This window comes from Micrococcus sp. Alg238-R198, assembly GCF_900537135.1.
In the GTDB taxonomy this organism is placed as follows: Bacteria; Actinomycetota; Actinomycetes; order Actinomycetales; family Micrococcaceae; genus Micrococcus; species Micrococcus luteus.
In genome coordinates, this window is record NZ_UNRH01000001.1 from 45,967 (window position 1) to 67,755 (window position 21,789).

The window sequence follows — 21,789 nt, forward strand, 5'->3', positions numbered from 1 at the left end:
GGGTGACTGTGACCCACAGTACCTGATACGCTCGGTTTCGTGAACCCCGTTACGTCCACCGCCCGGGACGGTCGCAGCGTCCGCTGGGACCGGCACCGCGCCGAGCGCCGTCTGGAACTGGTCCGGGCCGCCCGGTCGGCCGTGCACGCCCTGGGCGCACACGCCTCGATGGAGGAGATCGCGTCCCACGCGGGCACCTCCAAGACCGTCTACTACCGCTATTTCGGCGACCGCGAGGGCCTGCGCCTGGCGGTGTCCGAGCGGGTCACCGCCCACATGGAGCGCCGCCTGCTCGAGGTCGCGGACGAACCGGTCTCCGAACCCGAGGCGCTGCGTCGCATGGTCGAGGTGTACCTCACGGTCGCGGCGACGTCGCCCGAGGTGTACGCGTTCGCCGTCGCCCCGCCCCCCGCCGCGGCCGAGGCCCCTGTGCTGGGCCCGTTCCTCGAGCGCGTCTACGCCGTGCTCGAGTCGGGCCTGGCGCGCGGGATGGCCGCGCGGGGCCACGCCCCGGCGCCGGCGGACCCGCTCGCCCTGTGGCCGCGCGCCGCCGTCGGCCTCGTCCGGGCCGCCGCCGAGACCTGGCTGCGGACCCCGGCCGCCGGTCGCATCCCGGTCGAGGCGATGGCCCGCGCCATCGCCGACTGGCTGCTCACCGGCCTCATCGGCGCCGCGCCCGGCGCCTCCCTCGAACCCGCGGCGGCGGACGCCGACCGCGCCCGCCCCCACTCACGAACAGGAGCATCGTCATGACCGTCCACGAGAAGCTCGCCCCCCAGTCCTCGACGCCCAGCACCGAGGTTCCCTCCGACGTCGCCGAGATCGCGCCCGAGCGGCCGACGCCCGGCTCCCTCGACGCCGCGGCCCTCGAGGAGGCCCTCCTCGGCCGTTGGGCCGCGGAGCGCCGCGAATCCCGCGAACTCGCCAAGGACCCCGCCCTGTGGCGCGACCCGCTGCTCGGCATGGACGAGCACCGCGCCCGCGTCCTGCGGCAGCTGGGCGTCCTCGTGGAGCGCAACGCGGTCCACCGCGCCTTCCCGCGCGAGTTCGGCGGCGAGGACAACCACGGCGGCAACCTCGCCGCCTTCGGTGACCTCGTGCTCGCCGACCCCTCCCTGCAGATCAAGGCCGGTGTGCAGTGGGGCCTGTTCAGCTCGGCGATCCTGCACCTGGGCACCGCGGAGCACCACCGTCGGTGGCTGCCGGGCGCGATGGACCTGAGCGTCCCGGGCGCCTTCGCCATGACCGAGATCGGGCACGGCTCGGACGTCGCCTCGATCGCCACGACCGCCACGTACGACGAGGCGACCCAGGAGTTCGTCATCCACACCCCGTTCAAGGGCGCCTGGAAGGACTACCTCGGCAACGCCGCGCTGCACGGCAGGGCGGCCACGGTCTTCGCGCAGCTGATCACCCGGGGCGTCAACCACGGCGTGCACTGCTTCTACGTCCCCATCCGGGACGAGGAGGGTGCCTTCCTGCCCGGCGTGGGTGGCGAGGACGACGGCCTCAAGGGCGGACTGAACGGCATCGACAACGGCCGTCTGCACTTCACCCAGGTCCGCATCCCGCGCACCAACCTCCTCAACCGCTACGGCGACGTGGCCGAGGACGGTACCTACTCCTCGCCCATCGCCTCCCCCGGGCGTCGCTTCTTCACGATGCTCGGCACGCTCGTCCAGGGCCGCGTCTCCCTGTCCCTCGCCGCCACCACGGCCTCCTTCCTCGGCCTGCACGGTGCGCTGGCCTACGCGGAGCAGCGCCGCCAGTTCAACGCCTCCGACCCGCAGCGGGAGGAGGTGCTGCTGGACTACCAGAACCACCAGCGCCGCCTCATCGACCGCCTGGCCCGCGCCTACGCGGACGCCTTCGCCTCGAACGAGCTCGTCGAGAAGTTCGACGACGTCTTCTCCGGCCGCTCCGACACGGACGTGGACCGGCAGGAGCTCGAGACGCTCGCCGCGGCCGTCAAGCCGCTGACCACGTGGCACGCCCTGGACACCCTGCAGGAGGCCCGCGAGGCGTGCGGCGGCGCCGGATTCCTCGCCGAGAACCGGGTGGCCCAGATGCGTGCCGACCTGGACGTGTACGTCACGTTCGAGGGCGACAACACGGTGCTCCTGCAGCTGGTGGGCAAGCGTCTGCTGACCGACTACTCGAAGGAGTTCGGACGTCTCAGTGTGGGCGCCGTCTCCCGCTACGTGGTCCATCAGGCCTCGGACGCCCTCCACCGTGCGGGCCTGCACAAGGCCGTCCAGTCCGTGGCCGACGGCGGGTCCGAGCGCCGCTCCGCGAACTGGTTCAAGGACCCCGCCGTGCAGCATGAGCTGCTCACCGAGCGCGTCCGCGCCAAGACCGCCGACGTCGCCGGCACCCTCTCGGGGGCCCGGGGCAAGGGCCAGGCGGCGCAGGCGGAGGCGTTCAACACGCGCCAGCACGAGCTCATCGAGGCCGCCCGCAACCACGGCGAGCTGCTGCAGTGGGAGGCCTTCACCCGCGCCCTGGAGGGCATCACGGATGAGACCACGAAGACCGTCCTGACGTGGTTGCGCGACCTCTTCGCGCTGCGCCTCATCGAGGACGACCTCGGCTGGTTCGTGGCCCACGGCCGCGTCTCGAGCCAGCGCGCCCGGGCCCTGCGCGGCTACGTCAACCGGCTGGCCGAGCGGCTGCGCCCCTTCGCCCTCGAGCTCGTCGAGGCGTTCGGCCTCGAGCCCGAGCACCTGCGCATGGCGGTGGCCACGGACGCCGAGACCCAGCGCCAGGAGGAGGCCCACGCCTGGTTCACGGCCCGCCGGGCCGCCGGCGAGGAGCCGGAGGACGAGAAGGCCGTGCGCGCCCGCGAGAAGGCGGCGCGGGGTCGCCGCGGCTGACCGCGTCCGTCCCCGGACGCACCGGGCCCCCGTCACCTCGCGGTGGCGGGGGCCCGTCTGCGTGGTCGGCCGGGCGGGCTCAGCGCAGCACGGCCTCGTAGACCTCGATCGTGCGCTCCGCGATGGTCTCCCACGAGAAGTGCTCGATCGCGCGGGCCCGGCCGGCCTCACCCATCGCGCGGGCGCGCTCCGGGTCCTCCACGACGCGGGTGAGCGCGGCCGCGAAGTCGGCGGCGAACCCCTCCTCGTCCACGGGCGCCCCCGTGCCGTCGTCGACCTGCTCGAAGGGGACGAGCAGGCCGGTCTCGCCGTCCTGCACGACCTCCGGGATGCCGCCCACGGCGGAGGCGACGACGGCGGTGCCGCACGCCATCGCCTCGAGGTTGACGATGCCCAGCGGCTCGTAGACCGAGGGGCAGGCGAACACGGTGGCGGCCGTGAGGATCTCCATCACCTCGTGGCGCGGGATCATCCCCTCGATCACGACGACGCCCTGGCGGGTGCGCCGCAGCTCGGCGATCAACCCGTTCACCTCGTGCGCCAGCTCCGCGGTGTCCGGGGCGCCCACGCACAGCACGAGCTGGACGTCCTCCGGCAGCCGCAGGGCCGCACGGAGCAGGTGGGGCACGCCCTTCTGGCGCGTGATGCGGCCGACGAACGCGACGGAGGGCTTGTCCGGGTCGATTCCGTACTTCTCCAGTGCGGCGGTGCCGGTCTGCGGGGTCCAGACCTGTGTGTCGATGCCGTTGTGGACCGTGTGCACCTTTGCCGGGTCCACGTCCGGGTAGCAGGCCAGGATGTCCCGACGCATGCCGTCCGAGACCGCGATGACCGCGTCCGCCCCGAGGTAGGCCGTGCGCTCGGCCCAGCTGGACAGGGCGTAGCCGCCGCCGAGCTGCTCCGCCTTCCAGGGGCGCAGCGGCTCGAGGGAGTGCGCGGAGAGGACGTGGGGGGCCTCGTGCAGGAGCTTGCCGAGGTGGCCGGCCAGGTTGGCGTACCAGGTGTGGGAGTGGATGACGTCGGCGCCCTCGAGGTCCCCGAGGATCGTGAGGTCGGTGGCCAGGGTCTGCACGGCCCCGTTGGCGGCGTCGAACCCGGGCGGGTTCGGGTACGTCAGGACGCGGGCCCCGTGGTAGTCCGGGTCGCGCGGCTCGCCGAAGGCATGGACGCGGACGTCGACGCGGGAGGCGAGGACGCGGGTCAGCTCGGCGACGTGGACGCCGGCACCGCCGTAGATGGACGGGGGGAACTCTTTGCTCACGATGTCGATGCGCACGCCCCCAACCTAGTTCAGCCCGGCGGGGGTCGATAGTCTGGCGGCACGGATGCCCCGCACGCCCAGAGCACGCGTGCGGGTCGCGACGACCCGGCTCATGAGGAGTGACGCAGATGGTGCAGAAGAAGGTCCTCTCGGTCGTGCTGGCGGGCGGTGAGGGCAAGCGTCTGATGCCGCTGACGGCCGACCGTGCCAAGCCGGCCGTCCCGTTCGGCGGCACGTACCGCCTCATCGACTTCGCGCTGTCCAACCTGGTCAACAGCCGGTACCGCGAGATCGTCGTGCTGACGCAGTACAAGTCGCACTCGCTGGACCGCCACATCTCCGAGACGTGGCGGATGTCCACGCTGCTGAACAACTACGTGGCCTCCGTGCCGGCGCAGCAGCGCCGGGGCAAGGACTGGTTCACGGGCAGCGCGAACGCCATCTACCAGTCCATGAACCTGATCCACGACGCACGGCCGGACATCGTCGTCGTCATCGGCGCGGACCACGTCTACCACATGGACTTCCAGCAGATGGTGGACCAGCACATCGCCTCGGGCGCCAAGGCGACCGTGGCCGCGGTGCGCCAGCCCCTCGAGCTGGCCTCCTCGTTCGGGGTGATCGAGACGGACCCGCAGGACAGGACGCGGATCTCGGCGTTCGTGGAGAAGCCGAAGACGACCCCCGGCCTGCCGGACGACCCCACGCAGTTCCTGGCCTCGATGGGCAACTACGTGTTCGACACGGACGCCCTCGTGGCGGCGCTGAACCAGGACGAGGAGAACCCCGAGTCGAACAACGACATGGGCGGGGACATCATCCCGCTGTTCGTGGAGCGCGGCGAGGCCGGGGTGTACGACTTCACCTCCAACGAGGTGCCCGGCGGCACGGCCGGCAAGCACTACTGGCGGGACGTCGGCACCCTGGACTCCTACTACGACGCGCACATGGACCTGGTGCAGCCGTGGCCGGAGTTCAACCTCTACAACCGCGAGTGGCCGCTCTACACCCGCCAGTCCGTCTCCCCGCCCGCCAAGCTCGTGCGCTCGTCCACCCGCCGCCCCGGCTCGGCGAACGACTCGATCCTCTCCCAGGGCGTGGTCATCTCCGGCGGCACCGTGGCCCAGTCCGTGCTCTCCACGGACGTGCGCGTGCACAACGAGGCGTGGGTGGAGCAGTCGGTGCTGCTGGACTCCGTCGTGATCGGCGAGGGGGCCCACGTGCGCAACGCGATCCTGGACAAGAACGTGGTCGTGCCCCCGGGCGCGCGCATCGGCTTCGACCGGGCGGAGGACGAGGCGAACGGCTACACCGTGACAGAATCCGGCCTGACGGTGCTCTCCAAGGGCCAGCCCGTCCCGAAGCCGCACTGACGCGGCCCCGGGCCGCCGGTCCCGGACCACCGCCGACGCGCGGGCACGCCCCGGTGTGTCCGCGCGTCGCCGTCCCCGCTGGATCCCCGACCGGAGGCTCGCCTTGACCGACACCACCCCCGACCTCGACGCCACCAACGTCACCCGCGCTGAGGCCGCGGAACGCTCCCGCCTGCTCACGGTGCAGGACTACGCCGTGGACGTGGACCTCTCCGACGCCCGGGACGCCGCGACCGACACCTATCCGGTCCGCACCGTGATCCGCTTCGCGTGCGCCGAGCCGGGCGCGCAGACCCACCTGGACTGGATCCACGGGGGCGTGGAGTCGGTGACCCTCAACGGCACGGCGCTGGACGTGGCCGAGGTCGTGGGCGGGGCCCGGGTGCTGCTGCCCGATCTGGCGGCGCAGAACGTGGTCGAGCTGGTCGGCCGGTCCGTGTACTCCCGGTCGGGCGAGGGCCTGCACCGCTTCACGGACCCCGCCGACGGCGAGGTCTACCTCTACACCCAGTACGAGCCCGCCGACGCGCGCCGCGTGTTCCCGGACTTCGAGCAGCCGGACCTCAAGGCCGCCTTCACCTTCTCCCTCACCGGACCCGAGGACTGGGTGCTGGCCTCGAACCGGCCCGAGGTGTCCCGGACGCGGGCCGGGGACGGCGTCGTCCGGGCGGAGTTCGCCCCGACGCTCCCCCAGTCCACCTACATCACGACGCTGCTCGCCGGCCCCTATGCGCAGTGGGAGGACGCCTGGGACGGTCACCCGGCCAGCGGTGCGCAGGCCGTGCCGCTGCGGCTGTTCACCCGGCGCACGATGGCCGACGCGTTCGACCCCGAGGCCGTGTTCGACGTGACGAAGCGGGGGCTGACGTTCTTCCACGACCTCTTCGGCGTCGCGTACCCGTGGGGCAAGTACGACCAGGCGTTCGTGCCCGAGTACAACCTCGGCGCCATGGAGAACCCGGGCCTCGTGACCTTCACCGAGGACTTCGTGTTCACCTCGCGGGCCACCGCGGTCCAGTACGAGGGCCGGGCCAACGTGATCCTGCACGAGATGGCGCACATGTGGTTCGGCGACCTCGTGACGATGCACTGGTGGGACGACCTGTGGCTCAAGGAGTCGTTCGCGGACTACATGGGCGCCCTCGGCGTGGACGAGGCCACCGACTTCCGGACCGCGTGGGTGACCTTCGCGTCCCGCCGCAAGGCCTGGGCGTACGTGCAGGACCAGATGCCGACGACGCACCCCATCGTCGCGGACATCGTCGACCTCGAGGCCGCCCGTCAGAACTTCGACGGCATCACCTACGCCAAGGGCGCCTCCGTGCTCAAGCAGCTGGCCGCCTACGTGGGCCGGGACGCGTTCCTCGACGCCGCGCACCGCTACTTCGCCGCCCACGCGTGGGGCAACGCCTCCCTCGCCGACTTCATGGCCGCGCTCGAGGCCGCCTCTGGGCGGGACATGCGCGCGTGGGCGGACGCGTGGCTGCACACCTCCGGCGTGCCCCGGCTGCGGGTCGACGTCGACGGCGACGCCCCGGTGCTGCGCCAGGAGGGCACGGACCCGGTCACGGGCGGGCCGATCCTCCGCCCGCACGTGCTGAAGGTCGGCCTCTTCACGCCCGGGCAGGACGGCGTCCTGCGCCGCACCGCCCAGGTCACCGCCGACGTGCCGGGCGGGGCGGAGGGCGCGGCCGTGCCCCTGCCGGACCTCGAGGTCCCCGGGGGCGTCCGCCTCGTGCTGCCCAACGACGAGGACCTCACCTACGCCGCCGTCGCGCTCGACGCGGGCTCGCTGCGCGCGGCCCTGACGCACCCCATCGCGGACCCGCTCGCGGAGGCCACCGTGTGGGCCGCCCTGTGGTCGATGACCCGCGACGGCGAGCTGCCGGTCGCCCGGTTCCTGGACGCGGTGGCGACGCTGTCCGCGCGGATCGCGACCGTGGGCGTGCACGCGCAGGTGCTGACGCAGGCCGCCGCGGCCGTGGGCCAGTACGCCCGCGCCGAGGACCGGGACGCGCTGCGGGCCCGGCTGGGCGAGGTCCTGGCCGAGCAGACCCGCACGCTCGAGGCCGGCTCCGACCGCCAGCGCACCGCGGCCCGCACGTGGGCGACGCTGGCGCGCGCCGACGTCGGGATGGCCGCGGCCCTCGAGGCCGCCCTGCTCGGCGAGGACGCGGCGACGTCGGCGCCGGGCCTGGCGATCGACGCGGAGCTGCGCTGGCTCGTGCTCCAGGCCCTCGCCGCGACCGGCCGGGCCGGCCAGGACCGCCTGGACGCGGAGCTCGAGGCCGGCCGCACCGCCCAGACGGTCACGTGGCACCGCCTCGCCGCGGCCGCCCGCCCCGAGGCCGAGGTCAAGGCCGCGGCGTGGGAGGCGGTCATGTCCGGCCGCACGGCCACCGGCACGGAGCTGTCCAACGACCTGCTCTCGGCCACGGCGGCCGGCTTCGCGGCGGGCGAGGTCGAGCTCCTCGCCCCCTACGAGTCCGGCTTCTGGCCGCGCCTGACCTCGGTGTGGGCCTCGCGGTCCAACGGGCTGGCCTCGCGCGCGATCGGCGGGCTGTTCCCGGGCCGCCAGGATGCGGTGGCCGGCGGCGTCGACGCGCAGGAGTCGCACCCGACGCTGGCCGCGGCCCAGCGCTGGCTGGACGAGCACCGCGACGCCCCGGGGGCCCTGCGGCGCCTGGTCGTGGAGCACACGGACGCCCTGCGGCGGTCCCTGCGCGTGCAGGCGGTGCAGCCGGCGGGCTGAGCGGTAAGCCCTCCCGCGCAGAGTGTTCACGACACGCCGCCTCCCCTCGGGCGAGGCGGCGTGTCGTGACCATTCCAGCTCAGGGCGCGGCGACGCGGAGCACGCGTTCCCGGCCCACCCGGCGCAGGCCCACGGCGTCGGCGGCGCGCTGGGCGTCCCGGTCGCGCATCCCCACCCGCTCGACGACGACGGGCCGCGTCTCCAGCACGGCCGTCAGTTCGGCGTGGCGCGCCACGTGCGCGGCCCCGCCGTCCGGGTCGAGGGACAGCGCCTGCCGGTCGGCCGCGTGGAGCCAGGCCGCCGACACGTCCTCCACCGGGCGGCGCAGGTGCGCGCCGAGGGAGGCGTCGTCGAGCAGGTCGGAGACGTCGGCGTCCGCGAGGCGGGCCACGAGTGCGGGTGGCCCGGCGACCACCGCGGTCGTGTGCAGCAGGACCACGTGCAGCAGCTCCGGGTCGGCGTCCGCGGCGGGCGCGAGCACGACGCCCGGGTCCTCCCACGCCGTCGGCGCGACGCCGAGTCCCGCGGCCAGCCCGGTCCGCAGCGCGGCGGTCGCGTCGGCGCCCAGCACGTCGGCCGGCGCGACCGTGCCGAGGGCCAGCGGGTGGACGCCGAGCAGCCGGTTCAGGGCGCGGGCCTCGCGGTGCGCCCGGTCCACGAGGGCGGCCAGCTCGGGCGAGGTCTCCCCCACGAGCGGCAGCTCGCGCAACGTTGCGGCCCCCACCGGCACCCCGGCCTCGGCCGCGACCGCTGCCAGCGCGTCCCAGTGTCGCGTCTCCTCCTGGGCAGGCGTGCGGCCGCCGCCCGGCTCGTCCAGCCGCGGTCCGTGAGCAGAGGCACGCGGCGGCCGGAGGCCAGCTCCAGCTCGAGGGCGCAGTGGACGTCCACGGTCGACCGTGGGCGCCCCGGGGCGTCGGAGCGGGCGATCAGGCGGACGGGGGCGTCGTCGTCGGGGGTCATGGTCCGATCCTGACAGAGCCGCCCCGCCACACCTCGACGCGTCGGGGGCGGTTTCGGGCGGTACTCACGTCGAATACCACCGCAAACCGCCCCCGGACGGAAGCGTGCCGGACGGTGCCGGGACGCCGTCAGGCGGCTCAGGGCACCCGCGCGGTCCACTCGGGGGTCGTGAACTTGGTGCGGGCCAGCTGCTCGGCCTCCTCACGGGTGGCCTCGTCCAGCTCGACGCGGCGGGCGCCGTAGCGCTCCTCGAAGGTGGTCATCATGGTCTCCCAGATCTCGGCGCGGGAGACGCCGGTCTGGCGCCGGAGCGGGTCCACGCGCTTCTTCGCCGAGGTCACGCCCTTGCCGCGCAGCTTCTCCCGGCCGATGCGCAGCACCTCGAGCATCTTGTCCGCGTCGATGTCGTAGCTCATCGTCACGTGGTGCAGGAGCCCGGCCGTGCCCACCCGCTTCTGCGCGGCGCCGCCGATCTTCCCCTGGTCCGTGGCGATGTCGTTGAGCGGTTGGTAGAACGCGTGCACGCCGAGTCGGGAAAGCGCGTCCATGGTCCACTCGTCCAGGAACGGGTAGGTCTCCGCCGTCTCCAGCCCGTCGACCAGCGACGACGGCACGTGCATCGAGTACGTGACGCAGTTGTCCGCCTCCATGAACATCGCGCCGCCGCCGGAGATCCGCCGCACCACGTTGATGCCGTGCCGCCGCGCCCCCTCGGGGTCCACCTCGTTGGCGAGCGACTGGAAGGCGCCGATCACCACGGCCGGCTCGTTCCACTGCCACAGGCGCATGGTCGGCTTGCGACGTCCCTCGGCCACCTGCCGGGTGAGCACCTCGTCCAGGGCCACGGTCAGCGCGATCGGCATCGGCTCCGGCCCGATGACCTCCCACTCGTGGTCCCCCCACGTGGTCGCCTTGCCGAGGGCCCGACGCACGGCCGAGGCGACCGCGAAGGCGTCCACGCCGAACAGCTCGGCCTCGGAGCGCAGCCCCCGCTCGACGGCCTCCCGGATGACCCGGTGCTCGGCGTCCGCGGACAGCCCGGTGACCGCCGCGTTGAGGTCCTCGAGCGCCTCGTCCGGCTCGAGGAAGAAGTCGCCGTTGATGCTGGCGGTCGCGATCCGGCCGTCCGCGAGGGTCAGGTCCGCCGCGACCAGCTTGCCGCCGATCACCTTGTATTCACCGTGGAGAGTCGTCATGCCCGTCAGCCTACGGGCGACGCGACGGGCCCCGCACCGCCCGGATCGCTCCGGGGGCGCGGGGCCCGTCGTCGTGGTGGGCGCGCGGCTCAGGCCGCCGCGGTCACTTCTTGCCGCCGAAGCCCTTGAAGCGGGCGTTGAAGCGCTCGACGCGGCCGGCGGTGTCCATGATGCGCTGCTTGCCCGTGTAGAACGGGTGCGAGGCGGCCGAGATCTCGACGTCGATCACCGGGTAGGTGTTGCCATCGGTCCACTCCGCGGTCTTCTCGGAGTTCGCGGTGCTGCGGGTGAGGATCTTCTCACCGGAGGCGAGGTCGTTGAAGATGACGTAGCGGTAATCCGGGTGGATCTCAGACTTCATGGTGCATCCTTCGTTTCAGCCGCCTGATTGGGACCAGGGGCGCGAGAGGTGTGGTCAGGGGGTCCGCCGGACGGCGGGCCAGCCGCCCACTCTACCGCACCCGGGCCGGTCAGCGCGCGCGCAGCTCCCACAGCGCGACCGCCGCGGCCGCGGCCACGTTCAGCGAGTCGACGCCGGCGGGCATGGGGATGACGACGTCGGCGTCGGTCTGGGCGAGGGTGTCGGGCCGGACCCCCGGCCCCTCCTGGCCGAGGACGAGGGCCAGGCGCTCGGCGGTCCGCAGCGGCTCGATCTCCGGCGAGTCCAGGCCCACGGCGCGGTCCGTCACCTCGAGGGCGGCCACCGCGAACCCGGCCGCCCGCAGCGCGGGCAGCGACTCGGCGACCGGGCCGGGCAGGCGCGCCCACGGCAGGCGGAACACCGTGCCCATCGAGACGCGGATGGCGCGCCGGTACAGCGGGTCGGCGGCCTGCGGGGTGAGCAGCAGCGCGTCCCAGCCGAGGGCGACGGCGGAGCGCACCACGGCGCCCAGGTTCGTGTGGTCCACGAGGTCCTCGGCGATGAGCACGCGCCGGGCGCCCGCGAGGACGTCGGCGAGCGGCCGGGGTGCGGGGCGGTCCATCGCGGCCAGGGCGCCGCGGTGCAGGTGGAAGCCGGTGAGGGCCTCGAGCACATCGTCGGGTCCGGTGAAGACCGGGACGTCCGGATGGGCGGCGAGCACGTCCGCGAAGGAACCGCGGTAGCGGTCCCCCAGCAGGAAGGAGCGCGGGGTGTGTCCGGCGTCCAGCGCGCGGCGGACCACCTGGGAGGACTCGGCGAGGAAGACGCCGTGCTCCGCGTCGACGCGACGGCGCAGGGCCGCGTCCGTCATGGTCGTGTAGGGGGCCAGGCGGGGGTCGGCGAGGTCCTCGATCCGCTCCAGGCGCACCTCGCGGGTCCCGCCCTCACCCACCCGAGACCTGCCGCATCACCATGACCACCAGCCCGGCCAGGCCCACGATCACGATGGTGACGCGCAGCGCCGTCGGCGAGATGCGCCGGCCGATCCGCGCGCCCACGAGCCCGCCCACGAGCGAGGAGAGCGCGATCAACAGGACGGCCCGCCAGTCGATGCGGTCGAAGGCGAAGACCAGGTAGAACGCGGCGGCGGTGAGGTTGACCACCAGCGACAGCCACGTCTTCACCGCGTTGGCGTGCACGAGGGTGCCGCCCACCAGCAGCACGCCGAAGATCGCCATGAGCATGACGCCCTGGGCGGCCACGAAGTAGCCGCCGTAGATGCCGGTCAGGAACACGAGCGTCCACAGCGTCGGGGTCACGGGGCCCACCGGCACGGGAGAGTCCGCGCCGGGGGTCGGCCCCTGGTCCTCCGCCCGACGCCGGACCCACCGCTGGATGCGCGGCTGCAGCACGACGACCGTCAGGGCCACCACGAGCAGCACCGGCGCGACGTAGCCGAACACGGCCGGGGGCAGCGTGGTGAGCAGGGCGGCGCCGATGACCCCGCCGAGCAGGGACGCGACGGTCAGCTTCGGCAGGAGCGCCCGGGACTGGGCCAGCTCGCGGCGGTACCCGTACGTGCCGGAGAAGCCCGAGGCCACCAGGCCCATCGCGTTGGAGACCTGGGCCGTCACGGGCGGGAACCCGACCGCCACGAGCGTCGGGAAGGTGACGAGCGTGCCCGAGCCGATCACCGAGTTGATCGTGCCGGCCCAGAACCCCGCGAGCAGCACGAGCAGGACCTGCCACAGGTCCATGCCCAGCAGCTGCGCGGTCAGCAGCCCCGTCACCGGGCCACGGCGGTGTACCGACCGCCGGTGCGGGTCACCTTCAGGTCCGTGCCGAACGCCGCGGAGAGGTGCTCCTCGGTGAGCGTCGACTCGATGGGCCCGGCCGCCACGACGCCGCCGTCCCGCAGCAGCAGGGCATGCGTGAAGCCCGGGGGCACCTCCTCGAGGTGGTGCGTGACGAGGACCAGCGCGGGCGCGTCCTCGTCCGTGGCGAGCGCCGTCAGCTGGCGCACGAGGTCCTCCCGCCCGGCGAGGTCCAGGCCCGCGGCGGGCTCGTCCAGCAGGAGCAGCTCGGGATCGGTCATCAGGGCACGGGCGATGAGCACGCGCTTGCGCTCACCGTCGGAGAGGGTGCCGAACGCGCGGTGCGCGAGGCGGGAGAGCCCCCAGGTCGCCACGAGGCCGAGCGCGCGGGCGCGATCCTCCGTCTCGTACCGCTCGCGCCACGTGCCGGTGATCCCGTAGGCGGCGGTGACGACGGCGTCCTGCACGGTCTCGTTCGCGGGCACCTGGGCGGCGAGCTGGGCGGAGGACAGGCCGATGCGCGGGCGCAGCTCGAACACGTCGACGGCGCCGAGCACCTCGTCCAGCACGCCGACGTCGCCGGCGGTCGGGTGCAGGCGGGCCGCGGCCAGCTGAAGCAGCGTGGACTTGCCGGCGCCGTTCGGGCCCATCACGATCCACCGCTGCCCCGCGCGGACCGTCCAGTCCAGGGGGCCGAGGATGTCGGTGGTGCCGCGGCGCACGCGCACGCGGCGCATCTGCAGCACGGCGTCCTCATCCGGGAGGAACCAGTCGTCGGGAGGCGCGGGGGTGGTCATGGGGGCCAGCCTAGTCCGGCCGGCCGGCGCGTCGCCGATGCGACGCACGCCCGGCCGCGCCCGCACCCCCGCCTAGGATGCCGCGCATGAGCACCCTGCGCCGCCTCGTCGTCACCGCCGACCCCGCCCTCCTCGTCACGGACGCGCCCCCGGCCGGCGTGCCCGACGACGCCGAGCGGCTCACCGACGACGGCCTGCTGGGCTGGCGCTTCGCCGCGGACGAGTGGGCGGCGGCCCCGGAGCCGGGCTCCGGGTGGGACGTGCTCACGGTGCCGGCGACGGTCGCCGCCGCGCCGGCGCCCCTCGTGGTGACGGACGTGGACTCCACGCTGATCCGGCAGGAGGTCATCGAGCTGCTCGCCGCCCACGCCGGCCGCGAGGCCGAGGTCGCCGAGGTGACGGAGCGGGCGATGCGCGGTGAGCTCGACTTCGCCGCCTCGCTGCACGCGCGCGTCGAGGCGCTCGCGGGGCTGCCCGTGGGCGTCGTGGCGGACGTGGTGCGGGCCATCCGGCCCACCGACGGAGCCCTCGCGCTGATCGAGGCCATCACCGCGGCCGGCGGCCGGGTGTGCGCGGTCTCCGGCGGCTTCACCCAGGTGCTCGCCCCGCTGGCCGAGGCGTGGGGCGTGCACGCCTACTGCGCCAACGAGCTCGAGGTGCGGGACGGGCACCTGACGGGGAAGGTGCTCGGCGACGTCGTGGACCGCGCGGCGAAGGCCGCCATGCTGCGCGCCTGGGCCGAGGACGCGGGGCTCACCCCCGAGCAGGCCGTCGGCGTGGGCGACGGCGCCAACGACATCGATCTGCTCGAGGCGGCCGGCTGCGGCGTGGCGCTGTGCGCGAAGCCGATCCTCCGGGAGCACGCGGACGTCGTCGTCGACGTGCCCTCCTTCACCCCCCTGCGGTGGCTCCTCGGTCTCTGAGGCGTCCGCTCCCGGAGGTCACTAGGGCCGGATCCCACGGATCCGGCCCTCGTCGTCAGGGGTGTGGTGCGGTTCAGTCCTGCCCGAGGAAGTCCTCGGCGCCGCCCACGAGCTCGGTGTGGCCGACCTCGAGGTCCTCGCGGCCCACGAGGGAGGCGATCTCGGCGGCGAACTCCTCCACGGAGTAGAGCTTGCCGGCGGCCTCGCGGCGGGCCTCGATGGCACCGGGCTCGGCGCGGTCGAGCAGGGTGGCGGTGATGGTGCCCTCGATCATGTCGCCGGAGACCACCACGAAGCCCACGCCCTTCTCGGTGAACGCGGGGATGCGCTCGCGCAGGGCGTCCTCGCCGGCGCGCTTGGAGCGGGCCACGGGCTCGTAGGAGTCCATCGTGGCGACCTCGTCGATGAAGTGCGCCTGGTGGGAGGTCACGAACACGATCTGCCCGCCGGCACCCATGCGCTCGAGCGCGGCGTCGGCCAGCGCGGCCTGGGCGTCACGGTTGAGCTTCAGGGCGTAGTCCTCGCCGAACTGGGACTCCATGCCGCCCGAGGCGTTGAGCACGAGCACGTCGAGTGAGCCGAAGTGCTCCACGGCGGCGTCCAGCAGCGCGGCCCGATCCTCGGCGACGGTCACGTCGCCGCCCACGGCCACGGCGCGGCCGCCGGCGTCCTCGATCTTCTGCACCACCTTGTTCGCGCGCGGCGCCTTCTGGCGGTAGTTCACCACGACGCCCGCGCCGCGGGCGGCCAGCAGCTCGGCGGTGGCGGCTCCGATGCCGCGGGAGGAGCCGGTGACGACGACGCCGCGTCCGGCCAGGTCCTGCTCGGTCATGTTCTGTGCTTCCTGTCTGCTCAGCGGTCGGTGGTCGTCAGTGGCCCATGCCCAGGCCGCCGTCCACGGGGATCACGGCCCCGGAGATGTACGCGGCCTCGTCCGAGGCCAGCCAGCGCACGACGCCGGCCACCTCCTCCGGGGCGGCGAAGCGGCCGGCCGGGATGGACGTCTTGTACTGGGCCTTGAGCTCGTCGTCGAGGGACTGCGTCATCTCGGTGTCGATGTAGCCGGGGGCCACGACGTTCGCGGTCACGCCGCGCGCGCCGAGCTCGCGCGTGATCGAGCGGGCCATCCCGACGAGGCCGGACTTGGAGGCGGCGTAGTTGACCTGGCCGGGCGAGCCGAGCAGGCCCACCACGGAGGAGATCAGGACGATGCGGCCGCGCTTCAGGCGCATCATGCCCTTGGTGGCGCGCTGCACCACGCGGAAGGCGCCGGTGAGGTTCGTGTCGATCACCGAGGTGAAGTCGTCCTCGGACATGCGCAGCAGCAGCTGGTCGTGGGTGATCCCGGCGTTGGCCACGAGCACCTCGACCGGGCCGTGGGCCTCCTCGACCTCGCGGAAGGCCGCGTCCACGGAGGCCGCGTCCGTCACGTCGGCCCGGACCGCGAGGACCCCCTCCGGCCCCTCCCCCGAGCGGGAGGTGATGGCCACCCGGTCGCCGTTCGCGGCGAACGCCCGGGCGATGGCCAGGCCGATGCCGCGATTGCCCCCCGTGACGAGGACGCTGCGGCCGGCGGCCTGCGCGTCCGCTGCGGGCGTGGTGGTCTGATCGGCCATGGGAACACCTTCCGGACGGGACGGGACTAGACTGAAGCACCGGCGCGGCGCCGTCGACGCCGTCCTGCGGGGCGCCGCCGAGGGCGGGCGCGCCGGCATGTGAACCACCACTCTACGTCCGCGGCCGCGCGGGGGCCCTCCGCAGGGCGCGACGTGCCAGGAGGATGCGCCATGACCAGCTCCGCCGCCAGCTCCCGAGCCGGCCGTCCCGCCCGCGCCGGGCGCGGGACGACACCGGAGGTCCAGGGGGTCACCACCGCCGCCGCCGGCCGCAGCGCGGACCGGGAGGCGCGCATGAAGGTCTACCTGGTCCAGATGCTGCTCCGCACCGCCTGCTTCGTCGCCGCGCTCTTCACCCACGGCTGGTGGCAGCTCGGGTTCATCCTCGGCGCGGTCGTGCTGCCCTACGTCGCCGTCGTGCGCGTGAACAACACCGGCCCGCAGCAGGCCGGCACCCTGCGCGCCGTGCCCACCCAGGGACCGGCCCTGGCCCCCCGCCCCGACGACACGGCGGCGCCCGAGCCGGTCGTGCTCACCGGCGACCTCGTGGACGACCCGCGCGACCGTGCGCCCCGGGCGCTGGGCCGAGGGTCCTCGTCCGCCGGCAGTCCCGGCCTGCCCGGACGGGGCGGCGCGTGATCGGCGCGGTCCCGGGTGAGCCGGGCATGGACCTGCTGGGCGCCCTCGCGTCCGGCCGCCTTGACCCCGCCGCCGGTGCCTCCACTGCCCGATCCCCGCACGCCGCCGTGGACGGGCCCGAGCGGCCGGTCTGCTCGCGTCGTGGCTGCACCGCGGAGGCCGCCTGGGCCCTGGAGTGGAACAACCCGCGCGTCCACGCCCCGGACCGCGTGAAGACCTGGCTGGCCTGCACGGACCATCGGCCCTTCCTGGACGACTTCCTGAGCGCCCGCGGCTTCCTGCGGCGCTCCCGCCCGCTCGATCCGGCCGCCACGCAGGCGCCCGAGGTCGACACGCCCGAGACCCCGCAGGAGCCCCCGCGCCCATGAGCATCCCCGCCCCCATGACGGACCCGACCGCCCGCGACGCCGAACGCCTTCCTGCCCTGCGCTTCGGCTTCCTCGCCACCGGCCCGTGGATCCTCGGCTTCGTGGTGTGCGTCCTCTTCGCGTTCCTGTGCCATGCGCTCGCGCAGTGGCAGTGGGACCGCCGCGTGGAGGTCCAGCACCGCGTCAACCGCGTCCTGGAGAACTACGACGACGACCCGGTTCCGTTCGCCGAGGCCTCCCGGCTGTTCACCGCGTTCCAGACCGACGACGAGTGGACGCCCGTGACACTGACCGGCGAGTACCTCGTCGACGAGACGCTCATCGTCCGCAACCGCCCCCGGGCCGGCCAGCCCGGCTACGAGGTGCTCGTGCCGTTCCGGACGGACGAGGGCCCCGTCGTCGTGGTGGACCGCGGCTGGCTCCCGGTGGGCAACAGTCCGGGTCAGCCGGACGCCGTGCCGGCCCCGCCCGCCGGCCACGCCGAGGTCGTGGTGCGGGTCAAGCCCGGGGAGCCGGCCCTGGACCGCGACGCCCCGGACGGTCAGGTGCCCTCGATCGACCTCGCCGAGATCGCCGACACCGTGGGCGGGCCCGTGGCCGGGACGGCCTACGGGATCATGGTCACGGAGGACCCGGCGGTGGAGCCGATGCCGCAGAAGCTCGTCGAGCCCACCCTCGACGAGGGCCCGCACCTGTCCTACGCGATCCAGTGGTACCTGTTCGCGGCCATGGGCTTCGGGGTGTGGGGGTACTCCGCGTGGATGCGCGCGCGCAACGACCGGGCCGACGCCCTCGACGACGCCGCGGACGACGGGCTGCTCTCCGCGCACCGGGTCCCCCGCGCCAAGCCGGCCCGGCGGCGGCGCGACGGGCGGCTCACGGACGAGGAGGCCGAGGATGCGCTCTTCGACTGAGCCGGCCCTCCGCCTCGGCGGCCCGCGGACTCAGGCGAGGGTGATGAGGTCCCTGTAGTCGTCGTTCCAGAGGTCCTCGACCCCGTCCGGCAGCAGCACCACGCGCTCGGGGTCGAGCGCCTCGACGGCGCCCTCGTCGTGGGTCACGAGCACCACGGCGCCCTCGTACTGGCGCAGTGCGTGGAGGATCTCCTCACGGCTGGCGGGGTCGAGGTTGTTCGTGGGCTCGTCCAGCAGCAGCACGTTCGCACTCGAGGCCACGAGCGTGGCCAGCGCCAGGCGGGTCTTCTCGCCGCCGGAGAGGACGCGGGCGGGCTTGTCGACGTCGTCGCCCTGGAAGAGGAACGATCCGAGCAGCGTGCGCGCCTGGGTGTCGCCGAGCTGCGGGGCGGCGTGGCGCATGTTGTCCAGGACCGACGCGTCCTGGTCCAGGGTGTCGTGCTCCTGGGCGAAGTAACCCAGCTTGAGCCCGTGGCCCGCCTGCACCTCCCCGGTGTCCGGGGTCTCCTCCCCGGCGAGCATGCGCAGCAGCGTCGTCTTGCCGGCGCCGTTGTAGCCCAGGATCACCACGCGCGAGCCGCGGTCGATCGCCAGGTCCACTCCCGTGAAGATCTCGAGCGAGCCGTAGGACTTGGAGAGGTTCTCGGCGCGCAGCGGCGTCTTGCCGGAGGCCTGCGGGGTGGGGAAGCGGATCGCGGCCACGCGGTCGACCGCGCGCTCGCCCTCGACGCCGCGCATGAGCCGCTCGGCGCGCTTGATCATGTTCTGCGCGGCGGTGGCCTTGGTCGCCTTGGCACGCATCTTCTCGGCCTGGGCCATGAGGGCCGAGGCCTTCTTCTCCGCGTTGGCGAACTCCCGCCGGCGGCGCGCCTCGTCCTGCTGGCGCTGGGCGAGGTAGTTCTTCCACGTCATGTTGTAGACGTCCATGGTCTGCCGGTTCGCGTCCAGGTAGAGGACCTTGTTCACGGTCATCTCCATGAGCTCGACGTCGTGCGAGATCATCAGGAGGCCGCCGGAGTAGGTCTTCAGGTAGTCGCGCAGCCACACGATCGAGTCGTGGTCGAGGTGGTTGGTGGGCTCGTCCAGCAGCAGGATGTCCGCGTCGGAGAAGAGGATGCGGGCGAGCTCCACGCGGCGGCGCTGGCCGCCGGAGAGGGTGTGCAGCGGCTGGTCCAGGACGCGGTCCGGCAGGCCGAGGTTGGACGTGATCCGGGCGGCCTCGGACTCGGCCGCGTAGCCGCCGCGGGCCTCGAACTCCGCCTCCAGGCGGGAGTAGCGGTTCATCGCCCGCTCCCGCTCGGCGTCGTCGACGGCGGCCATGCCGGCCTCGGCCTCCCGCATGCGGCGGATCGTCTGGTCCAGGTCGCGGGCGGAGAGGATGCGGTCGCGGCCGGACTGGTCCATGTCCTCGACCTTGGGGTCCTGGGGCAGGTAGCCGATGCGCCCGGTCCGGGTCACGGTGCCCGCCGTGGGCTGCCCGCCGCCGGCCAGGACCTTGGTCAGCGTCGTCTTGCCGGCGCCGTTGCGCCCCACGAGGCCGACCTTGTCCCCCTTGTCCACGCGGAAGTTCACCTCGTCCATGAGGAGACGGGCGCCCACGCGCAGTTCGACATCGGTGACGGTCAGCATGGGGGTGTCAGACTCCAGGGGTCGAGGGAAGAACAGGGGTGCACCGGCGGGGTCCGGCCGATCTCGACGGGCGGGGGCCAGCGCGGTGCCGGGCCAGTCTAGTCCGTCTACACTCTGGCCCCATGAGCTTCAACGAGAACGTGCAGATCGACGCCGGCCGGGCCCGATCGGGCGGTGGCGGCGGGCTGGGGGGCCGGGGCATCGCCATCGGCGGTGGCGGCGGCCTGCTCGCGTTGCTGCTCGCGATCTTCGCCCCCGGGCTGGCCGAGCAGCTCGGGATCGACACGGGCGGCGGGTCCGTCGGCCAGAGTCAGTACCAGCAGCAGACGGGCTCGGGCGGCCAGAGCCAGCCCCTCTCGGACGAGGAGTGCGCCAGCGGTGCGGACGCCAACCAGAACACGGACTGCCGCGTCGTCGCGACCACCGAGGCCGCGGACGAGTTCTGGGGCGAGTACCTCGCCCAGTTCTCGGACATCCAGTGGCGCCAGCCGCAGCTGACCCTGTTCCAGGGCGGCGTGAGCACCGGCTGCGGCAGCGCCTCCTCGGCCACGGGCCCGTTCTACTGCCCGGCGGACGAGTCCATGTACTTCGACACCGCGTTCTTCGAGACGCTGCAGACCGATTTCGGCGCCGAGGGCGGACCGCTGGCGGAGGAGTACATCGTGGCGCACGAGTACGGCCACCACGTTCAGCAGGTGACCGGCTACCTGCAGCACTCGAAGGACGGGACCACCGGCCCCACCTCCGGCGCCGTGCGCGCAGAGCTGCAGGCCGACTGCTTCGCCGGCATGTGGGCCGGGCATGCCACCTCCACCGTGGACCCCGAGTCCGGTGAGCCGTTCCTGAAGCCGATCTCGCAGGACCAGCTGCGCCAGGCCATCGACGCGGCCTCCGCCGTGGGCGATGACCGCATCCAGTCCACCCACACCGGGCGGGTGGACCCCGAGGCGTTCACGCACGGCACCTCCGAGCAGCGCATGGCCTGGTTCATGCGCGGCTACCAGAGCGCCCAGCAGGAGCCCGACATCCGCCAGTGCGACACGTTCCGGGCCCCCTCCCTGGACATCTGAGCCGAGAGCACCGCGCCTGCGGGTCCGTCCGCACTCCCCCACGACGACGGCGGCCCCTCACCTCCTGGGCGAAGGTGAGGGGCCGCCGTCGTCGTCCGGACCGGATCAGATGTTGAAGCCAAGGGCGCGCATCTGGTCGCGCCCGTCCTCGGTGATCCGCTCGGGGCCCCACGGGGGCATCCAGACCCAGTTCAGCCGCCACTCGTCCACCATGGTGCCGATCGCGCGGGAGACCTGGTCCTCGATCTCGTCCGTGAGCGGGCAGGCCGCGGTGGTCAGGGTCATGTCCACGAGCAGCGCGCCGTCGTCGGCGTAGTGCAGCCCGTAGAGCAGACCCAGGTCCACGACGTTGACGCCCAGCTCCGGGTCGATCACGTCCTTGAGGGCCTCACGGATGTCCTCCGTGGGCACCTGGTTCGCGGTCTCCGTCATCTCAGGCCCCCGCCGCGGCCTTCTCGAAGCGGGCGTAGCCCTCGGCCTCGAGCTGCTCGGCGAGCTCCGGGCCGCCGGACTCGGCGACGCGGCCGTCCACCAGCACGTGCACGTGGTCCGGCTTGATGTAGTTGAGGATCCGCGTGTAGTGGGTGATCAGCAGGGTGCCCATCTCGTTCTGCGCCTGGGCGCGGTTGACGCCCTCGGAGACGATGCGCAGCGCGTCGACGTCGAGGCCGGAGTCGGTCTCGTCGAGGATCGCGAACTTGGGCTTGAACAGCTCGAGCTGGAGGATCTCGGCGCGCTTCTTCTCGCCGCCGGAGAAGCCCTCGTTGACGTTGCGGTTCATGAACGCCGGGTCGATCTGCAGGGCCTCGAAGGCGCCCTTGACGTCCTTGGTCCAGGTGCGCAGCGAGGGGGCCTCGCCGTCAAGCGCGGTCTTGGCGGTGCGCAGGAAGTTGGTCATGGTGACGCCCGGGATCTCCACGGGGTACTGCATGGCCAGGAAGAGGCCGGCCTGGGCGCGCTCGTCGACGCCCATCTCCAGCACGTCCTCGCCGTCGAGGGTGATGGAGCCGGAGGTGACCTCGTAGCGCGGGTGGCCGGCGATGGTCGAGGCCAGGGTGGACTTGCCGGAGCCGTTCGGGCCCATGATCGCGTGGGTCTCGCCCGTCTCGATGGTCAGGGAGAGGCCCTTCAGGATCTCCTTGGGGCCGTTCTCGGTCGCGATCTGCACGTGCAGGTCGGTGATCTGCAGGGTTGCCATGGTGGTTCTCCTCGGGTGGAAGGCGGTGGGGTCTGCGGGGCGTCG

General features: G+C 73.5%; 21 protein-coding genes. 9 read left to right on the forward strand and 12 right to left on the reverse strand.

Going from position 1 to position 21,789, the window contains the following annotated elements; all coding sequences use genetic code 11:
- Positions 1 to 39: 39 nt before the first annotated feature.
- Positions 40 to 753: a TetR/AcrR family transcriptional regulator gene (locus G6R13_RS00220; RefSeq protein ID WP_036383382.1), complete on the forward strand. Its 714-nt coding sequence runs from the start codon at positions 40 to 42 to the stop codon at positions 751 to 753.
- Positions 750 to 2,873, forward strand: coding sequence for an acyl-CoA dehydrogenase (locus G6R13_RS00225; RefSeq protein ID WP_134416990.1), 2,124 nt, complete (start codon positions 750 to 752; stop codon positions 2,871 to 2,873). The genes G6R13_RS00220 and G6R13_RS00225 overlap by 4 nt, the downstream gene beginning before the upstream one ends.
- Positions 2,874 to 2,952: 79 nt before the next feature.
- On the opposite strand, the gene glgA is transcribed toward G6R13_RS00225, so the two are convergent.
- Complete coding sequence (gene glgA, locus G6R13_RS00230; RefSeq protein ID WP_002855046.1) at positions 2,953 to 4,149, reverse strand: glycogen synthase; 1,197 nt, start codon at positions 4,147 to 4,149, stop codon at positions 2,953 to 2,955.
- A gap of 113 nt (positions 4,150 to 4,262) precedes the next feature.
- Here glgA and glgC point away from each other — a divergent pair, with 113 nt between their 5' ends.
- Together glgC and pepN are read left to right on the forward strand one after the other, a co-directional pair.
- Entirely contained in the window at positions 4,263 to 5,507 is a 1,245-nt protein-coding gene (gene glgC, locus G6R13_RS00235; protein WP_061867262.1) for a glucose-1-phosphate adenylyltransferase, read from the forward strand.
- Positions 5,508 to 5,610: 103 nt separating this feature from the next.
- A complete protein-coding gene (pepN, locus tag G6R13_RS00240) occupies positions 5,611 to 8,259 on the forward strand; it encodes an aminopeptidase N (protein ID WP_159833151.1) in 2,649 nt (882 codons plus the stop codon).
- A gap of 79 nt (positions 8,260 to 8,338) precedes the next feature.
- Here pepN and G6R13_RS00245 read toward each other — a convergent pair whose 3' ends face one another.
- From G6R13_RS00245 to G6R13_RS00270, 6 genes are all read right to left on the reverse strand, one after another.
- A complete protein-coding gene (locus G6R13_RS00245) occupies positions 8,339 to 8,968 on the reverse strand; it encodes a hypothetical protein (protein WP_230277982.1) in 630 nt (209 codons plus the stop codon).
- Positions 8,969 to 9,356: 388 nt separating this feature from the next.
- Complete coding sequence (locus G6R13_RS00250; RefSeq protein ID WP_159833149.1) at positions 9,357 to 10,415, reverse strand: biotin/lipoate A/B protein ligase family protein; 1,059 nt, start codon at positions 10,413 to 10,415, stop codon at positions 9,357 to 9,359.
- Between the two features lie 103 nt (positions 10,416 to 10,518).
- Positions 10,519 to 10,776 carry a type B 50S ribosomal protein L31 gene (locus tag G6R13_RS00255; protein WP_036336843.1) on the reverse strand — a complete coding sequence of 86 codons (258 nt, stop codon included), beginning with the start codon at positions 10,774 to 10,776 and terminating at the stop codon, positions 10,519 to 10,521.
- A 109-nt stretch (positions 10,777 to 10,885) separates the two neighbouring features.
- A complete protein-coding gene (locus G6R13_RS00260) occupies positions 10,886 to 11,728 on the reverse strand; it encodes an RNA methyltransferase (protein WP_159833147.1) in 843 nt (280 codons plus the stop codon).
- On the reverse strand, positions 11,721 to 12,566 hold the full coding sequence (locus G6R13_RS00265) for a sulfite exporter TauE/SafE family protein (RefSeq protein ID WP_036315227.1): 846 nt from the start codon (positions 12,564 to 12,566) through the stop codon (positions 11,721 to 11,723). The genes G6R13_RS00260 and G6R13_RS00265 overlap by 8 nt, the downstream gene beginning before the upstream one ends.
- On the reverse strand, positions 12,563 to 13,387 hold the full coding sequence (locus G6R13_RS00270) for an ABC transporter ATP-binding protein (protein WP_052520061.1): 825 nt from the start codon (positions 13,385 to 13,387) through the stop codon (positions 12,563 to 12,565). Before G6R13_RS00270 ends, G6R13_RS00265 begins: the two co-directional genes overlap by 4 nt.
- 86 nt (positions 13,388 to 13,473) lie before the next feature.
- On the opposite strand from G6R13_RS00270, the gene serB reads away from it, so the two are divergent.
- A complete protein-coding gene (serB, locus tag G6R13_RS00275; RefSeq protein WP_159833145.1) occupies positions 13,474 to 14,310 on the forward strand; it encodes a phosphoserine phosphatase SerB in 837 nt (278 codons plus the stop codon).
- Between the two features lie 73 nt (positions 14,311 to 14,383).
- On the opposite strand, the gene G6R13_RS00280 is transcribed toward serB, so the two are convergent.
- Both G6R13_RS00280 and G6R13_RS00285 read right to left on the reverse strand, forming a co-directional pair.
- Positions 14,384 to 15,142, reverse strand: a complete 759-nt coding sequence (locus G6R13_RS00280; protein WP_159833143.1) for an SDR family oxidoreductase — start codon at positions 15,140 to 15,142, stop codon at positions 14,384 to 14,386.
- A gap of 37 nt (positions 15,143 to 15,179) precedes the next feature.
- Positions 15,180 to 15,926, reverse strand: coding sequence for a beta-ketoacyl-ACP reductase (locus G6R13_RS00285; protein ID WP_159833141.1), 747 nt, complete (start codon positions 15,924 to 15,926; stop codon positions 15,180 to 15,182).
- A gap of 171 nt (positions 15,927 to 16,097) precedes the next feature.
- Between G6R13_RS00285 and G6R13_RS00290 the strand changes: the two genes are divergently transcribed.
- From G6R13_RS00290 to G6R13_RS00300, 3 genes are read left to right on the forward strand one after another with little or no spacing between them, the layout of a single operon-like run.
- Entirely contained in the window at positions 16,098 to 16,565 is a 468-nt protein-coding gene (locus G6R13_RS00290; RefSeq protein ID WP_159833139.1) for a DUF3099 domain-containing protein, read from the forward strand.
- Positions 16,562 to 16,933, forward strand: coding sequence for a hypothetical protein (locus G6R13_RS00295; protein ID WP_036336831.1), 372 nt, complete (start codon positions 16,562 to 16,564; stop codon positions 16,931 to 16,933). The genes G6R13_RS00290 and G6R13_RS00295 overlap by 4 nt, the downstream gene beginning before the upstream one ends.
- Complete coding sequence (locus G6R13_RS00300) at positions 16,930 to 17,847, forward strand: SURF1 family protein (RefSeq protein ID WP_070708822.1); 918 nt, start codon at positions 16,930 to 16,932, stop codon at positions 17,845 to 17,847. The genes G6R13_RS00295 and G6R13_RS00300 overlap by 4 nt, the downstream gene beginning before the upstream one ends.
- A gap of 30 nt (positions 17,848 to 17,877) precedes the next feature.
- On the opposite strand, the gene abc-f is transcribed toward G6R13_RS00300, so the two are convergent.
- Positions 17,878 to 19,476, reverse strand: a complete 1,599-nt coding sequence (abc-f, locus tag G6R13_RS00305) for a ribosomal protection-like ABC-F family protein (RefSeq protein WP_098092828.1) — start codon at positions 19,474 to 19,476, stop codon at positions 17,878 to 17,880.
- Positions 19,477 to 19,598: 122 nt separating this feature from the next.
- On the opposite strand from abc-f, the gene G6R13_RS00310 reads away from it, so the two are divergent.
- Positions 19,599 to 20,546, forward strand: coding sequence for a neutral zinc metallopeptidase (locus tag G6R13_RS00310; RefSeq protein WP_070708820.1), 948 nt, complete (start codon positions 19,599 to 19,601; stop codon positions 20,544 to 20,546).
- Between the two features lie 105 nt (positions 20,547 to 20,651).
- On the opposite strand, the gene G6R13_RS00315 is transcribed toward G6R13_RS00310, so the two are convergent.
- Positions 20,652 to 20,978, reverse strand: a complete 327-nt coding sequence (locus tag G6R13_RS00315; RefSeq protein ID WP_070708819.1) for a metal-sulfur cluster assembly factor — start codon at positions 20,976 to 20,978, stop codon at positions 20,652 to 20,654.
- A 1-nt stretch (position 20,979) separates the two neighbouring features.
- Positions 20,980 to 21,744, reverse strand: coding sequence for a Fe-S cluster assembly ATPase SufC (gene sufC, locus G6R13_RS00320; protein ID WP_070708818.1), 765 nt, complete (start codon positions 21,742 to 21,744; stop codon positions 20,980 to 20,982).
- Positions 21,745 to 21,789: the final 45 nt, after the last annotated feature.

What these genes read in the sequence shown, in the direction of transcription:
- G6R13_RS00315 (WP_070708819.1), bottom strand. Translation starts at nt 20,978, where the DNA reads ATGACGGAGACCGCGAACCAGGTGCCCACGGAGGACATCCGTGAGGCC.
- G6R13_RS00250 (WP_159833149.1), bottom strand. Translation starts at nt 10,415, where the DNA reads ATGACGACTCTCCACGGTGAATACAAGGTGATCGGCGGCAAGCTGGTC.
- G6R13_RS00270 (WP_052520061.1), bottom strand. Translation starts at nt 13,387, where the DNA reads ATGACCACCCCCGCGCCTCCCGACGACTGGTTCCTCCCGGATGAGGAC.
- G6R13_RS00225 (WP_134416990.1), top strand. Translation starts at nt 750, where the DNA reads ATGACCGTCCACGAGAAGCTCGCCCCCCAGTCCTCGACGCCCAGCACC.
- glgC (WP_061867262.1), top strand. Translation starts at nt 4,263, where the DNA reads ATGGTGCAGAAGAAGGTCCTCTCGGTCGTGCTGGCGGGCGGTGAGGGC.
- G6R13_RS00290 (WP_159833139.1), top strand. Translation starts at nt 16,098, where the DNA reads ATGACCAGCTCCGCCGCCAGCTCCCGAGCCGGCCGTCCCGCCCGCGCC.
- G6R13_RS00280 (WP_159833143.1), bottom strand. Translation starts at nt 15,142, where the DNA reads ATGACCGAGCAGGACCTGGCCGGACGCGGCGTCGTCGTCACCGGCTCC.
- G6R13_RS00255 (WP_036336843.1), bottom strand. Translation starts at nt 10,776, where the DNA reads ATGAAGTCTGAGATCCACCCGGATTACCGCTACGTCATCTTCAACGAC.
- G6R13_RS00310 (WP_070708820.1), top strand. Translation starts at nt 19,599, where the DNA reads ATGAGCTTCAACGAGAACGTGCAGATCGACGCCGGCCGGGCCCGATCG.
- G6R13_RS00300 (WP_070708822.1), top strand. Translation starts at nt 16,930, where the DNA reads ATGAGCATCCCCGCCCCCATGACGGACCCGACCGCCCGCGACGCCGAA.
- abc-f (WP_098092828.1), bottom strand. Translation starts at nt 19,476, where the DNA reads ATGCTGACCGTCACCGATGTCGAACTGCGCGTGGGCGCCCGTCTCCTC.
- G6R13_RS00285 (WP_159833141.1), bottom strand. Translation starts at nt 15,926, where the DNA reads ATGGCCGATCAGACCACCACGCCCGCAGCGGACGCGCAGGCCGCCGGC.
- serB (WP_159833145.1), top strand. Translation starts at nt 13,474, where the DNA reads ATGAGCACCCTGCGCCGCCTCGTCGTCACCGCCGACCCCGCCCTCCTC.
- sufC (WP_070708818.1), bottom strand. Translation starts at nt 21,744, where the DNA reads ATGGCAACCCTGCAGATCACCGACCTGCACGTGCAGATCGCGACCGAG.